Origin of the sequence: Paenibacillus puerhi, assembly GCF_009846885.1 — a bacterium.
Taxonomy (GTDB): Bacteria; Bacillota; Bacilli; order Paenibacillales; family NBRC-103111; genus Paenibacillus_G; species Paenibacillus_G puerhi.
This window is the reverse complement of sequence record NZ_WUWM01000001.1, coordinates 360,782-375,783: the sequence shown is the minus strand read 5'-3', so window position 1 is coordinate 375,783 and position 15,002 is coordinate 360,782. Positions and strand designations below refer to the sequence as shown.

Annotated in this window: 10 protein-coding genes; all 10 read right to left on the bottom strand. The window is 58.4% G+C overall.

The window, feature by feature from the left end; translation table 11 throughout:
- Positions 1–6: 6 nt before the first annotated feature.
- Positions 7–1,152, bottom strand: a complete 1,146-nt coding sequence (locus GSF01_RS01605; protein WP_159881256.1) for an oligogalacturonate lyase family protein — start codon at positions 1,150–1,152, stop codon at positions 7–9.
- A gap of 89 nt (positions 1,153–1,241) precedes the next feature.
- The gene (locus GSF01_RS01600) at positions 1,242–3,296 is read right to left on the bottom strand and encodes a glycoside hydrolase family 65 (protein WP_159881255.1); all 2,055 of its coding nucleotides are present in this window, start codon (positions 3,294–3,296) and stop codon (positions 1,242–1,244) included.
- A 43-nt stretch (positions 3,297–3,339) separates the two neighbouring features.
- Entirely contained in the window at positions 3,340–5,631 is a 2,292-nt protein-coding gene (locus GSF01_RS01595) for an AraC family transcriptional regulator (RefSeq protein WP_159881254.1), read from the bottom strand.
- A gap of 165 nt (positions 5,632–5,796) precedes the next feature.
- Positions 5,797–7,998 carry a glycoside hydrolase family 88/105 protein gene (locus GSF01_RS01590; RefSeq protein ID WP_159881253.1) on the bottom strand — a complete coding sequence of 734 codons (2,202 nt, stop codon included), beginning with the start codon at positions 7,996–7,998 and terminating at the stop codon, positions 5,797–5,799.
- Positions 7,998–9,434: a Gfo/Idh/MocA family protein gene (locus GSF01_RS01585; RefSeq protein WP_159881252.1), complete on the bottom strand. Its 1,437-nt coding sequence runs from the start codon at positions 9,432–9,434 to the stop codon at positions 7,998–8,000. The genes GSF01_RS01590 and GSF01_RS01585 overlap by 1 nt, the downstream gene beginning before the upstream one ends.
- 23 nt (positions 9,435–9,457) lie before the next feature.
- Positions 9,458–11,002: an extracellular solute-binding protein gene (locus GSF01_RS01580; RefSeq protein WP_159881251.1), complete on the bottom strand. Its 1,545-nt coding sequence runs from the start codon at positions 11,000–11,002 to the stop codon at positions 9,458–9,460.
- A 100-nt stretch (positions 11,003–11,102) separates the two neighbouring features.
- On the bottom strand, positions 11,103–11,972 hold the full coding sequence (locus GSF01_RS01575) for a carbohydrate ABC transporter permease (protein WP_159881250.1): 870 nt from the start codon (positions 11,970–11,972) through the stop codon (positions 11,103–11,105).
- Positions 11,973–12,881 (bottom strand): ABC transporter permease, encoded by a 909-nt coding sequence (locus tag GSF01_RS01570; protein ID WP_159881307.1) that lies wholly within the window; start codon positions 12,879–12,881, stop codon positions 11,973–11,975.
- 415 nt (positions 12,882–13,296) lie between these two features.
- Complete coding sequence (locus tag GSF01_RS01565; RefSeq protein ID WP_159881249.1) at positions 13,297–14,118, bottom strand: transglutaminase-like domain-containing protein; 822 nt, start codon at positions 14,116–14,118, stop codon at positions 13,297–13,299.
- A gap of 122 nt (positions 14,119–14,240) precedes the next feature.
- Positions 14,241–14,969 carry a class D sortase gene (locus tag GSF01_RS01560; protein WP_159881248.1) on the bottom strand — a complete coding sequence of 243 codons (729 nt, stop codon included), beginning with the start codon at positions 14,967–14,969 and terminating at the stop codon, positions 14,241–14,243.
- Positions 14,970–15,002: the final 33 nt, after the last annotated feature.

Below are 15,002 nucleotides of genomic sequence, written 5' to 3'. Positions count from 1 at the left end.
TTCGCCTCAAATTCCAGGTGTAAATAGCGGAAGCGTCGTGAAATCCTCCGGCATGTTGACCAGATACACATTCCCGTAGCCGTCCTTATCGCTGGTGAACAGCAGTCTCTTGCCATCGGCATCGAAGCGCGGGTGAGCATGCACCTTCTGCGAATGAAAGCTGCAGCGAAGCTCGCACAGCATGCGCGGCCCCTCATAACCCCCTTCGATCCGGCGCCATACGCTTAGCGTCTTTACACTGTCCTTGCCATCGACAACCGCCTGACCGAGGCCGTCCGCGTAGCCGTGCCATGTATCGAAGCCGAACTCGGTTTCTTCCATCCCGGTGTTATCGTATCGTGTGCTTCCAAAGAAATTGGTTCCGTCCTCGCGGAAGCCATGATAACCGACGGTTACGCCGTCCGGGTAGAAAAACTCATGCCCGACCTTCTCTCTCGGCTCCAGCCGCTCACGGATCTTCCAGGCTTCCCCGGTCCGCAGATCCAATCCCCAGATCCGGTGGTCAACCAGGTGCCAGGGGCCCTCATGGCAGAAGGTCAGCAGCCACGGCTGCGTCGGGGACGCGTTGATATGCGTAATGAAGCGGTTCGCTTCATAGATCGTCTCCGCCCCTCCCTTCCGGGCGTCGATCCGTACGATCATGCTGTGAGGAGCAGCCTCCATCAGCTCCCGGTGGCCGACATAGCCGTTGCCGAGATCAAGCCGGATGCGGTGCGACAAGTCCTCCTGCACGCAGGTCAGCACGGACAGCCCGTCTGCCGCCGCGCTTGCATTGCCCAGATGATACCCCTCGGGCGCTTCGTAACGAAGCTCCTCCTGGAGCGTTCTGAGATCCAACCGGACGAGCCGTCGCCCAACCTTGACGAAGGCTGCGCTTCCATCCGGCAGCAAGCAGGCATCCAGGTGATCATTTCCCGGGTAATCCGTAAGCTGGGTTAGCAGCCCGCTCTCCACGTGAAGACTGAACAGATTCGTGCTGTTGCCCCGGTCGGAGATCAGCAGCAGGCGCTGGCCTCCGTCATACCAGCCGCTTTCCGTAAAATACAAATGATGGCTATGTGCCTTATAATTCGTCAACTGCACGACCTCGATCCCGGTCAGACGGTCGATGACCGTCTTCCGTTCCGAGGGCCAGACTGTACCTTTAGCCATCTGTTTTGCCTCCTTAGGCAGCCATTTGTTTATGGCTTTCCGCTATGGCCTGCGCGCTTCCTCTGCAAAGGGCTTGTGCAGGCCGTCTTTTACAGCCAGGGCTTTAGCCCTTCCCAGTTCACCGACCAGCTTCCATCCTGGGGAAATCCCGGATTCGCCTTGCCGTCTCCGCCTTCCCAGCCTGCAGCCATCATCGCCACAGCCGTGAGCAGTCCCCCATTGCCGGGCAAGTAGGCGGACAGTCCCGGGCGCTGATAATTATGTCCATTGGTCAAATACGTATTTTTCGCCGCATCCATCAGCAGAAAATCGACAGCCAGATCCGGCTCTCCCAGCCTGGCGGCCGTCATCGCGCACATCGGGAAATCCCAGCCCCAGGCGGACCCCCATCTCCATACCTCTTTTACCTTCAGCAGCGTATTGAGCATCACGCCGCGATCGATGGCCGCCCCGGGCAATATGCCGAGCGCGCCCAGCATGGACGGATGATCGTGATTTTTAGCCGCAAAGGTATCCGGGCACAGCTCATGAGCCAAATAAACGCCGTCGGCTTGCGGAGAAGGGGCCATGGCCGCGGCAACCTCGGCCCAGCGCGGATTCGGCTCGGTCTGCAGACGCTCGGCCCAGCGGACAGCGATGTCTAATCCGTACTTCCAGTATTCCAGCTCGTACGGAGGATTTTTACTGCCGTCCAGCGGATGGCACTCCTGGGCGGGGATCAGCGGCGGCCCCAAGTCATAGACGCGCTTCTCTTCGTTCCAGTGGGCAAAAGAAACCATAAAGTCGGCTCCTTCAAATACCACGTCGCGGAAGCGCTCAAGCGTAGCTGTTGACGGGTCCGCCTGATAGCAGAGCTCGGCGAGCGCCATCGGATGGGGCTGCTGCCAGATCAAGCCCGGAGCGACCGGAGACGGGCAGGGCTTGCCGTCGAACCCGACCATTTTGGGCCAGCGGGCTCCTTCATACCCCTGAGAGCTGGCCAGATCGCGGGCGACGGGCAAAATCTCCGTATACCAATCCATGCTGCGCAGCAGCTTTTCTTCTCTGCCCCATAACGGAAAATGCGCCCCATGCCACCAATGCATCTCCAGATGGGATTTGCCGAACCAGCTGTTGTACATCAGTCCGGTCTCCTGCGGCGGCATCGTCCCCGCGCTATGCAAAGCGCACAGGAACTGCGACAGCACCACGCGCCGCTCCAGCTCGTATGCCCGCGGATCGGAGCTGCCGGAGAAATCGATCGCCGCGCCGCTCAGCCAGAACGCCTCCCAATGGTCCGCGCTGGCTGCCGCGATCTCATCAAAGGCAGCGGTCTGCGGATCGCGCGGCGCGAAGCCGACGGAGCATTCCAGCAGCCGATCCTGCGACTTAGGATGCAGTGTGAATTCATGAGCTCCCGTCTGCTCGAGCCCGCCATCCGTATTCCACGACCAGTTGACAGCATAGCTGTCTTCATCCATGCTTCTGTCCAGTATGGCGTGCCGGCTCCCGGTTTCACGCAGCTCCGTCCTGTGCCTGTCGTCGTGCTCCCAGTCGGGAAAAACCGACTTCGCCCATGCCGTATTCGTCATATCCGGCGACGGGAAGCGGACGAATACCTGCAGCCGCCCCTGGGCGATAAGCTCGGATTCCGCTCGGACTCCGATGGTATCCAAGGTTGGATGGCAGGCGGTGGTCACACGGACCGGTATGCCTTCCACCGCAAACTCACTGATCAGCAGCCCTCTCCATAAGTCAAGACGCTGCCGGATGCGCGTAATATCGGCTGCCTCCGCTTCGGCTCCGGATTCCAGCAGGAAGCGGAACGCAATGCGGCCCAGCTGAAGGCGGTGCGGATTTTGGCGAAGCCAATGATACGCTTCCGCCTTATCGCCGGGCTTCATCGGATAGCCGACGGGACGGCCATAGGTATCGAAAGTTTGATAGGCGGCATCCCGTTCGGTGAAACGCCCCTTCCCGCCCGTGTAATGCCAGCCCCAGCCTGCCTGGGTGCCCAGCGGAACCTCATATTGGCCGGGAAAGGACTGCAACCCGGTCACGTCCGCCGTGAAAGCGAACTCTCCGTTGCCGACGGAGAACGGGGACAACGGGTCCCATTTGGTTAGCTCCGGTTGGTGCCGGTCTACAATCTTTCGTCTGTCCATAAGCGCCTCCTTGGGCAATATTCCGCATGAAGCTCCCTCCTGATTATTCCAGCAGGGAGTCCATCCGGGTTCTCATCATATCCCGGTACTTGCCCGGGGTAATATCCTTGAATTTGCGGAAGCTTCGGATAAAGCTGTTCTCATGCTGATATCCGACCATCAGCGCAATGTCCGAGATGCGATGTTCCGTCTTCATCAGCAGCTCTCCCGCACGCTCCATGCGCAGCCGGGTCAAGTAATTGTAGATCGTCTCGCCGGTTTCCTGCTTGAACACCTGACTGGCCAAACTGCTGCTGATCCCGATCGCTTCCGCGATCTCCGGGATCCCGATCGGCTCGCCCAGATGCTGTTTCATATAGTCAATCATGCGGTGGCACATAATAAAATCCTTACTCCCGATCAGCTTGTAAAATTGCCGGGCGAGCGGTGCCGCAAGCCGCTTCAGCTCGCTGCCGATATCGTCCAGGCAGAGCGTATCGAACCGTTCATAGACGATCGAGGCTTCCTCCTCGCCTCCCGGCCGAATCTGCGCGATCCGCTCAACGGCCATTTGCAGAAAGGACACCGCTGCCGAAGGATAGCCATAGTCCTCGCGGATATGCCTGATGATTCGTTCCACGGCTACATGGGTCCCGGCCTCGTCGCCGGCCTCGATCATCCGCGTCAGCTCTTCGAGCGACCCATCGCCGGGCAGCGGCTCCTTCACTTCATGCCCGGATACCGTCTGGAACGGGATCGCCTGTCCATAGCCCCGGTACAAGCGGTAAGTAAGCGCATTCTCCGCCTCCAGCATGGCCTGCTTCAGCTTGGTAATATCCGTCTGGGCCGTACTCAGCCCGGCGGATACGCTAAATTTCAGCAGATGCGCCGCCACCTCCAGCGCTTCCGCCATCTTGCTCTCCGGCGGCTCCGCCGCTTCCCCGCGGGACTGCAGCAGAATCGCCGTCTTGTCCTTGCCGAAATCGGCGCACACAATGCGCCATTGCGGCTCAAACAGCTCGGCTACGATGTTAGCCAGCGCAAACTTCAGCAGCGACTGATCGCCGCCCGTGAAGGAGCGCGACCAGGCCTCGTAGCGGTCGATAGACAGGATGGCCACGCTTACCGGCGCCGCCGTCCAGTCCCTGAAGTATCGGTTCCACTTCTCTTCCATATCCCGTCTCCCTGTGAGGCTGCCGGTGTGGATATCCTGGAGCAGCTTGGAGGATGCCTCGGACATCGTCTCCCTGACGAGCTGGGATAAATGCGCGTGATTGCTCAGCAGCTCCCCGGCCAGCTTCTCCAGATCCAGGCCCTCCGGGCCTCCGTCCGTTTGGCGGTCATAGGCGCTGAACAGCTGCTTCAGCCGCCGGACCGGGCGGAAGGCGGCGGCGTTGATGTAGAAGATCGTCGCCCCGCCCAGGGCCAGGGCGGCTACAGAGACGGCCAGCACCACGTTGCGTACTTTTTTTGATTTGGCCAGCAGGCTGTCCTGTACGACGAGCGATACATACTTCCACCCCGTTACAGGGGATTCGAGCTGGTTGACCAGCAGCTTGCGGCCCTGATACATCAGATCCCCGCCTCCGCGGCCTTCCTGCCTCAGTTCGCTCAGCGCCTGCCTGACCACGTCTTCGTCGAACACGTAGTTTGAGAAGGCATACAGCACTTCATCGCGTTCGTTGATGATGAACCGCATCCGGTCCAGGTTGTTCAGAGCAGGCGGATTGAGCTTGGCGAAGAGCTCCTCATCCTTCAGATTGACGGCGACGATGCCCTTGAACTCGCCCTGAATCATGATTTTACGGAACAAGGTCACGTCCGAGCCCTTTCCGCCTGCGCCTTCCGGCACCTGGCGCTTCTTGATGACCGTCATCCTGTCGCCGAATTCATCGGCCACGCTGACCCATTCGGAGTCGACGAAAGTCAGCTTGCTGGAGCTGTATCCTTGCGGCAGCGCTACGAAGCTGCTGCGTTCGATATCATAAACGTAGATGCTCTTGACATATTTCGAATTGCCGATCAACGTCGATAGAAACTGGTACAGCTCCGAGATGGTCGTATAGGAATTTTGTACCTTATCGTTCAAAAATTTGTAGATGTTTGCGTTCAAGGCCACTTGAATAGCGACCTGATCGCTTTCCTTGATGGAATCGTCGATCACGCTCATATTCAGCTGCAGCATTTGCCTCTGGGGCTCGCTGAGCTCTTCCTGCAGCACCGACTTGGACGTATAGTACGAGGTCAGGCTGACGGCCAAGATGATCAGAAATACGGAGACAGTCAAAATGAGCACGAATCGGGTTTGCGTATGGGCTAGGTGCAGCTTCAGCCACTTGTTGAGGGATTGCGTCACGTTAATGTCCCACCTTATGCCGAGAATCTCTTCATTATAGCCTGAACCGGCCCCCTTGGCACGTCCTCGCCGGATTAGGCCTGGGAGCCGCGTTCGATTTCATGCACGCGGCTTGCCCATGCCGCACGCCGCCCCGGTCACCTTACTTCTCCTTGCCTTCTCGTCCTAACCCTCCGTCTCAAGCCGTTCCTTCATCCGCTGCACTTCGATCCCCGCCAGCAGTACGATGCCGATCCCGTGAGTATCGTTCAGATTCCAACCGAGATCATGCTTATAGTAGGAATGGGAATACGACCAGTTGGAGCCTTTGCACACGCCGTACAGGTTGCCGCGCTTGTCGATGGCACGCTCGCATAGACCTTGCCACCCGCCTAGCGCAGCCTCCGCGTAAGGTCCGGGCTGCTCGAGCCAGCCGTGCCGGACGCCGAGAGCGAAGCCGTACATGAACATCGAGGTGCAGGAAGACTCCTCGTAAGACTCCGGATCGGTCAGCACCTGATGCCACAGCCCATGGCTGCCCTGCAGACGTCGATAGCCCTCGGCCAGCTCCCGATAGAAGTCCAGCACGGCCGCGCGGCTCGGATGCTCCTGAGGCAGCACGCCCAGCAGCACGGCCAGGGAGAAGAACACCCAGCCGTTGCCCCGTCCCCAGGCGGTCAGCGAAGGCTTCCCGGCCGCCACGTCATACACATGGGACATGATCTGCTTCTCCGGCATATACAGATAGGCTTTATACAGCAGCAGTTGTCGGGCCGCCTCATCCATATAGCGGGATTCTCCCGTCATCTCCGCATACCGGCATAAGAAAGGCACGCTCATATACATGTCGTCGCACCACATCGTATTGTGCATGCTCGGCGATACGCCCACGCGGCGGTACAGCGCTCCGTCCGGCATCCGGTCCTGCGTCTCCATGATGTAGCGGGCGATATCGTCCGAAGCTTCGCGTACGCCCTTGAGGGGGCGGAAACGGTCGGCCATTATCGCCAAGGCGCCGAACGAGCCGCAATCGTCCAGACTGTCGATATGCGACAGCTGGTTGTTCAACCCGGCAGCGCCGAACCGGTGCCGATCCCACAGCGAGTACGCATAGGTCGAGGTAGCGAACTCGACATGGCTGGCTGCATAGTCGGCCAGATCGCTGCGCTGCAGCAGCCGGCTTGTTTCCAGAAGCCCGTTCAGCGTGACGCCCAGCGGGTAATTCCAACGGCCGAACAGTTCATTCTCCAGAAAAGGCCGGACATGCGCTCTCGGCTCGTCGGTCGTCCAGTAGACGAGTTCCCCTTCGCCGCTCTCGGCCACCCTGTCCATCCCCGTATACTCAGCCGGGTTCACGGATGTCCCGGGAGGGAACGGTCCAAGACAGAGCCACGGTCTGTCATACCCATGGATCAGGCGCGGAGCACACAGCTCCGTTCCGTCCGGCAGCCGGTCTATGCTTAGCCCCCAGCCAGGCTCTGCACCATCTTCGGCGCAAACCGCTTGGACAAACAGGTCGGTCCTGCCCGGCAACACCTCGAGCTCAACCGAGAACTCGCCCGGCTGGGAAGCTGCATGGATCACTTGGCCGTTTCCTAACAGCCGCAGCGGGCCGTAAGCCGTGCCCTTCAAGCACACGCGCCTCGCTGCTGTCGTCCGGTTGACGACCGATGACCAGGCATAGGCGGACCAGCCCGGCCGATGCCCGTACAGTCTCTCCATACGACCCGGCGAGCCATCTTCCGGAGGAGAAATCTCCGGCTTCCACGCAACCCCCGTGGATGCTTCGGTATGCCCCGCTCCCGGAATATGCGCCAAAGGGCTGTCCAGCGGCCCGGTATAGATCCACCCTTCTTCCCCTTCCCGCTCGGGAGAAGGAGCGAGGAAGTGAAACGGCTTGTTCTTTCGGTTGCCGGTGCCGAACTCAGCTCCGCAGCCTCCACCAGGCCGCTTGCCCAGCTCCAGCACCACATGATTCCAGCCTTGAGTCAGGGCAAGCTTCAGCTTCAGCGGCGCCTGCTCAGCCCCTTCCTCTTCCGGCGACGACCCGAACCTCAGCTGCCCGTTATGGTACAGCCGGGCCGGACCGCAGCAGCGCAGCAGGAAGATGAATTCCTGCGGCTGCTCGATCCACAGCTTCGCCCAGGCGTAGACCCGCTGTCCCTCCGTCATACCGGGGAACAAGCGGCTCAAGGGAAAGACGTAACGATGATCGTCCTGTTTGCAGGTCGCGCTCGTTCGCGTCACCCGGTATACCGGAGGATGCGGCGGATGCTCCCCGACATACCGCTGTGCGACGGCTGCCAGCACATGCGGGATATCGGTGCCGTTTGTCTGGGCGGCCATGCTGTCCGCATAATCAAAATATGCCCCCGCGCTCCTTCTCATCAGCGATGCCCTCCTTGGCCTTGGCCGCTTAGGCGCATAGACGAGCCTTCGGCTCCCGCTCCTACTTCGACAGACGGCTCCCCGGCTCGCGAACGGATGGGCGGCGCGTCATCGCCAGATACCTGGCGCTCTGAAGCTCCGAGCACTTCAGCGATCGTGACGGGCCGATGCTCCTGCACGGAGCGCCACACCGCTTCTCCGGTCGCAACCGAGTAGGCGCCGTCCTCCGACCCCGATAGGATGCGGTACGGACGCGTCGGGTCCTCGCCCATAAACAAATCCTCCAGCAGCAGCGGATCGCCCCCGCCGTGACCGCCCTCGCGATGCACGACATGGATCGTCTCCTTGGAGCCGAACAGCGGGAAGTAATCGATCGTCTGGACCGGCGTAGGGAACGGCGTCCGTCCAGGCATATGATATTCCACCGTCTCCAGGCGTCCCTTCGTCCCGTTGATGGCGAGACGATAGCCCTCGTAGGGCAGCGAGAAATTAACCGAGTAGCTGAGCAGAGCCCCGCCGCTATAGCGAACGGTTGCCGTATACGTATCTTCGATATCGATCTGCGAATCGAAGATGCATTGATCCGGCCGGTAATCCGAGTAAGGGAATCCGCTCTTCCCGGCTTGCCCCGTCTTGGCCGCGTCCAGCGAGCCCAGGTGATCGTCAGGCACGCGGATATTTTTGCTTCTGGCGTTCCAGCGCGCATAGTAAGCACAGTCCCGCGTATAGTCGCAGGTGCTGCAGAACCGGCCGTCCTCCTTCTTCGGATTCGCCTCCCCTTCGGCGCCGTAATAATTCAGGGCGCCGTAGGCGAACGCTTCGACCGGCTTTTGGCCGATCCACCAGTTGACCAGATCGAAGTGATGCGTGCTTTTGTGAACAGACAAGCCGCCCGAAAGCTCGCGGACCCGGTTCCACCGCTTGAAATAGCTGGATCCGTGATACGTATCCAGGTACCAGTTCAGATCAATCGAGGTAATCCGCCCCAGCTTGCCCTCCAGCACCAGTTCCTTAATCCGCGTATGAATCGGCGCATACCGGTAATTGAAGGTCACGATGACAGACCCCTTGCTGGCCCGCTCGGCCTCCATCACGCGCCGGCTGTCCTCGCCGGTCGTAACCATCGGCTTCTCCGTGATGGCATCGAGATCGCGCCGCAGCGCGGCGATCAGATACCGCGCATGCGTATCGTCGCGGCCGGCTACTATGATGACGTCCGGGCGCGTCTCGTCGACCATCCGGTCGAACTCCTGCTCTCCGTACGTCGGTACTCCGGCATGCTCCGGGTAACGCGTCCGGTACAGCTCGAAACGCGCCGGGTCGCGATCCAGCAGCCCGACCAGCTCACAGCTGCCGGCGAACGTCGTGAGGATCGGCTTGGCAAACATACCGAGCGCTCGTCCGCTCACTCCGCAGATCGCATATCGCTTTTTCATGAGAAACCATCCCTTCCGCTCTTTTACTTCTTGACCTTACCGTACCATTCTTGAACACGCTTCGTGACAGCTTCGCCGCCGGCTTTATTCCAGCGGTCTACGAACTCGTCGAACTTCTCGATCGGCCAGTCGCCGATGACGATCTTTGTCAAATATTCCTGGAACAGCTTATGCGACTGGATATCGGGATATCCTTCATATACCGTGTTCGGCAGCCCGTCTCCGGCAATCCGGCGCGCATCGGCGGTGCTGACCGCGAATATATCCTGAACCATCTTCTGCATATTTTCCGGGATCGTTTCCTTGATGCGGATATCCATGTCGTTCTTGGTCGTCAGATTGCGCATGCCGAGCGCGAGCGGCTTGCTGTCCTCCGGCGGAAGCAGGACCTTCTTGCCGTCGACGAGCTGATGCTGCAGCCCTTCGATACCGAAGCGGACGAATTCATCATGGTTTTGATCATAGAAGAAGTCGAGCAGCTTCAGCGAGGCCTCCGCTTTGTTTTTGGCAGCGGCCGGAATAATCCACTCAGGCTCGCCCATGCTTTTTTGCGTAACGAAGCCCTCGAAGCCGTCCACCTTAGGAACCGGCATACCGACGATATAAGCGTCCGGAGCGCCCTTCAGCATCGCATTGTAGCGGTCGCGGACGTTGGCGGGAAGATGGTACCAGCTGCCGACCAGGTTATTGTTGATTTTGGCCTGCCAAACATCGCCCTTGTTGAGGAAAGTCTCATTGTCCAGCAGCTTCTCGACATACAGCTCACGGATAAAGGCGATGGCCGCCTTCATGTTCTTCGTGACGCCGGCGTATTGAATCTGGCCCTCGTAAATATCCCACTCCGGACTGCCTTCCCACATCGCTATGCCGTACATGCCGAACAGATGGTCCATCCATTTCCCGAACTCGCGGCCCGAAGTCGGCAGCTCATCCTTGGCTCCGTTGCCGTTCGGATCCTTGTCGCGGAACGCTTTCAGCACTTCCTTGTACTCCTCCGCCGTCTTCGGCATCGGCAGCCCGACCTTGTCAAGCCAATCCTTGCGGATCATAGGCGCCCGCTCCGGGACGAGGAACACCTTCGGGATATAGTAGATATGACCGTCCGGAGAGGCCGAACGGACGATGTCCCAGGCTTCCTGCGGAATGTTCTTCCACACATTCGGCGCATGCTTCGGCAGCAGATCATCAAGCGGAAGCGCTCCTCCCTGCTTGATCAGCGTCTGCTCGATCCCCCCGATCGGGCGGAGGATATCAGGCAGGTCATTCGAAGCGATCATCAGATTAAGAAACTCTGTGGGCTCCGATCCCGGCGGCGTCGTGATGAGCTTGTATTCTACGCCCGTCTTCTCCGCGACATACTTCACATGCGCATTGTTGCTGTCAGGTATCGTGCCGACGCCCATATGGCTTTTGAACACCTTGACCGGCACGGCCTTGCCGTCTTCTCCGCCATTGCCTGAAGCTGACGGAGCTTCTCCTGTCGAAGCACAGCCTGCGAGCGTGGTTACCGCGAGGAGCGATGCCAGCGCGGATAGCGCGGCCGGTTTACCGAATAATCGTTTCGTCATGCGTAAATCCTCCCTTTTTATATGCATGCTATATATCAAACCGGCGGACCGGTTTCATATCTACCCGCCTGTCGGCCTAGCAGCTGAGTGACCGCCGAACTTATTCCTTAAGCGATCCCAGCATCGAGCCTTTGACAAAGTATTTCTGCAAATACGGATATACCAAAATGATCGGAATGGTGGCAAACAGAATGGTCGCCGCTTTCAACGTAGTCGTATTAAAATCGTAGTCGCCCAGCACCAGATTAACGGCGGCCAGCTCTTCCGGCGATTGCAGATACCCGCGCAGCTTCATTTGCAGCGGCCACTTGGACGGATCGCGGATAAACAGCACGGCCCGCTGGAACGTATTCCAATAGCCGACGGCATAGAATAAGCTGACGGTAGCCAGCACCGGCTTCGATAAGGGTAAATAGATGCGGAACAGAATCCCCGCGTCGCTGCAGCCGTCGATACGAGCCGAGTCGTCCAGCTCCGGCGGAATGCCCATAAAGAAGGTTCGGATGATGATCATATTAAACGTACCGATCAACCCCGGTATGATCAGCGCCCACAGCGAATTCATCAGCCCCAGCTCGCGGACCGTCAGGAAGAAAGGAATCATCGGCGCGTTGAAGATCATCGTGATGATAATCCCGAACATGATCGGCTTGCGTATGATAAACTCCTTGCGGGACAGCGGGTAGGCCGTGAGCACCGAGAACAGCATGCTCATAAGCGTGCCTGCCACCGTAATATAGACCGTGATGCCGAACGAAGTCCAGAGCCCCTTATTCTTCAGCACATGGACCCATGAGGCTGTGGTGAACTCCACGGGAAGGAGAAACACCTGCTTGGAATCAGCCGCGATGGGCGAGCTGAACGACACGGCCAACAGATGCACGAGCGGAATCAGCATGGTGGCTGCCGCGGCCGCCAGAAATACATAGTTCACGGCTTGGAATAGTTTATCTCCTTTGGTCAGCTTCATCTACCACAGCCCCTGTTCTGTTTTTCTGGCTAACCGGTTGAATATCCAGAGCAGTGTGAAACCGATTACCGACTGGAACAGCCCGATAGCGGTCGTCACGCTGTACTGCCCCTGCAGGACCCCGGCCCGGTATACATAGGTTTCGATGATATCGCCAACGGAATACGTCATCGGAGTCAGCAGGTTATACATCTGATCGAAGCCGAGCTCCAGGAAATTGCCGATATTCAAGAGGAAGAGTACCAGGATCGTAGGCAGCATCGTCGGCAGGGTGATATGAATCGTCTGCTTCCACCTGTTGGCGCCATCCATCACAGCCGCTTCGTATAGATTCGGATTAATCCCGGCGATTGCTGCCAGATAAATGATCGTTCCCCAGCCGACCTCTTTCCAGATGCCGGACAGTACGACGATCGTGCGGAAGTACCGCTGCTCCTGCATAAACAGGATCGGCTCAAGCCCCATCCAGCCGCGGACCATATTGGCTACGCCTTGGCTCGACAGCAGCTCGAACACAATCCCTCCCACGACGACCCACGACAGAAAGTGCGGGAGGTAAAACAAGCTTTGGACGACCCGCTTGGCCAGAAGCAGCCTCACTTCATTGAAGAGAAGCGCGAGGATGATCGGCGCCGGGAACCCGAACAAGAGCTGATAGAAGGCGATCGTCGCCGTGTTTCTCAGCACCAGATAAAAATCCTGATACGAAAAAATAAATTTGAAATTGTCCAGTCCTACCCAGGGGCTGCCTGTCATCCCCTTAAAGATCTGATAGTTCTGAAAAGCAATCAAGCTGCCGGCCAGCGGCACATATTTAAAAATCAGATAGAACAGCAGGCCCGGAACAATCATCACGTACAGCATCCAGTGCTTGCGGATGTTGGCAAGATATCGATTCTCCGCCTTCATCCTGACCGCCTGCGCTTCCGTGGAGCCGGGCGTCGATGGGGTATATAAGTTTGCCACCGCCTCGAACCTCCTTCGCTTTATGTATCGTCATCTTACCCGCTGACGCCCGGCTTGTTCAATCGTTCAATCCTCCAGAGCATGCGCAAATACGCGAACCCGCCCGGTCTGGACGATTCGCGTGCAAGGTTGATAATACGGTGATTCTACAAGCAAGTCCGGCATAAACAGGTCGCTCCTGGACAAACAGACCGGCCTATCCGCGGATTGGACGATCTGGAGGAATCGTTGATGGCTTGGCGTATCGGTTAGCTAAGGGGTATCGTGTGAGGCTTGCCCGGGACTTCCGGCGGCATACAAAAAATCGCCCTGCACATGAGCACGCTCATGTGAGGACGACACCAGGACTCTATTCGATTTAGAAGGAAAGGCTCGGGCGGTACAACGAGGCGTCCTTCCACTTCATCACCTCGCGGCCGGCTTGCACATAGGGGGCGTCAGTCGTGATATCCATCGTCGCCCAGCCTTTTCCTTCCATATAAACTTCGTTCCATGCATGCAGCCCCTGTACATCCGGGGCATATCCCTTCACCAGCTTCGCAGGGACATCGACGCTCCGGAGCATCGCTGCGAACAGAGCCGAAGCATCATAACAAATACCGGCATTCTCCGCAAACGTCGCTTCGATATCGGGCGTATATTCCGGCGTCAAGCTGCTTCGGGCTTTGTCATAATCGTAAGCAAAGCGCTCTGCGATATAGGCATAGATCAGCTCGATCTTCTCGGAGGGCGTCGATGCCTGCTCTGCCAGTTCCCTCGCCTTGCGTATCGCATCCATCTGTTCGGTCCAATGAATGGGCTGGATGGATTGCAAATAAACGGCATTCGGATTTTTCAGCTGCAGCTTAATAACCTGGCTCGAGAGCTTCTTGTATTCGTTGCCGCGCGCATTTTCATATAACGTAACGGTATAAGTGCCGTCCCCATCCTTCAGTGGAAATTCTCCCGACTGGAACGAGGCGGGGAGCGGATAAAATTGCTGGCCTGCGCCGGACTGGATCAAAACCCTCTTCCTCGCCGCAGGAGCGGCATGCTCCGGCACACGGACAACTACAGCGCCGTCGTCGGAAAAGGCTTGTCCTACTTGATGGGACACGGAAGCGAGGGACATGGGAGCAGGTACGGGCGTGCCTAGAAGAAGGAAGCCGGAGAGGGTGAGCAGCGTCAAGATGTTGCTCATACGGAGAACTCCTTTAAACACCGTTCTATCGGTTATCGACAGCCCTTATTATATCCTCATATTTCCAATACAGTCAATAAAAACTTACCTTCTCTTGTCGAAACAAGGGAGAATCTAGGCATTCACGACACCTCTGTCATCTTGGCGCGGACGATAAAGCGATGGGTCCCTGTGTCGATGGGCTCGCAGGTGATCAAGGTCAAATATACTCCGGAGGCGGGCTGCTTCAGAACGGAAACATCGCTCGGTTCGACGATTTCGGTAGCCGTGACCGTAAATTCCTTCTTCTCCCCTCCTGTGCGGACAATGATCGTATCGCCGCTTTTCAGCTCGACAAGCCGATTGAACAAACGGCCGTAGCTAAGGCTGCGATGAGCGGCTATCACCGCATTCCCCTTGTGGCCAGGGACTGCGGTCCCTTTGAAGTGAACGGCGCCAAGCTTCATATTGACATCGGTCACCCCGGCCAACACCGGCAGCTTGGATTCGATTTTCGGAATTTCAAGGATGCCCATTGCAGCAGGCTTGGCCGCTGCAGCTAGAGGCTTTGCAACTGGGCTAGGCGCAGGCGTCGGCGACGCCGGCTCGGAGGGAGCGGTGGAAGCCGGATCTGGAGCTTCGACGCTTGCATCGCCCGCCGGCCGATGCGCTCCCTCCTCGAAAGGCACGCCCTGCGGCGGCACCTCAGCCCCTGCATAGTTCTCGCTGGCCTGTCCTTCTGCAGCTTCCGCAAATACCTGCAGCTCCGCAAGCAGCTCGCGCTGCTGCTTGTCTTCCCGGGCCTGCTGAATATGCGGAAAAGCGATCGTGCACAGCCCAGCCAGAACCAAACCTATTGCCCATTTTCGCATCTGTATCCCCCCTGTCACTCGTAAGCTGGTCCT

What these genes read in the sequence shown, in the direction of transcription:
- GSF01_RS01565 (WP_159881249.1), bottom strand. Translation starts at nt 14,118, where the DNA reads ATGAGCAACATCTTGACGCTGCTCACCCTCTCCGGCTTCCTTCTTCTA.
- GSF01_RS01585 (WP_159881252.1), bottom strand. Translation starts at nt 9,434, where the DNA reads ATGAAAAAGCGATATGCGATCTGCGGAGTGAGCGGACGAGCGCTCGGT.
- GSF01_RS01580 (WP_159881251.1), bottom strand. Translation starts at nt 11,002, where the DNA reads ATGACGAAACGATTATTCGGTAAACCGGCCGCGCTATCCGCGCTGGCA.
- GSF01_RS01575 (WP_159881250.1), bottom strand. Translation starts at nt 11,972, where the DNA reads ATGAAGCTGACCAAAGGAGATAAACTATTCCAAGCCGTGAACTATGTA.
- GSF01_RS01590 (WP_159881253.1), bottom strand. Translation starts at nt 7,998, where the DNA reads ATGAGAAGGAGCGCGGGGGCATATTTTGATTATGCGGACAGCATGGCC.
- GSF01_RS01570 (WP_159881307.1), bottom strand. Translation starts at nt 12,881, where the DNA reads ATGAAGGCGGAGAATCGATATCTTGCCAACATCCGCAAGCACTGGATG.
- GSF01_RS01560 (WP_159881248.1), bottom strand. Translation starts at nt 14,969, where the DNA reads ATGCGAAAATGGGCAATAGGTTTGGTTCTGGCTGGGCTGTGCACGATC.
- GSF01_RS01600 (WP_159881255.1), bottom strand. Translation starts at nt 3,296, where the DNA reads ATGGACAGACGAAAGATTGTAGACCGGCACCAACCGGAGCTAACCAAA.
- GSF01_RS01605 (WP_159881256.1), bottom strand. Translation starts at nt 1,152, where the DNA reads ATGGCTAAAGGTACAGTCTGGCCCTCGGAACGGAAGACGGTCATCGAC.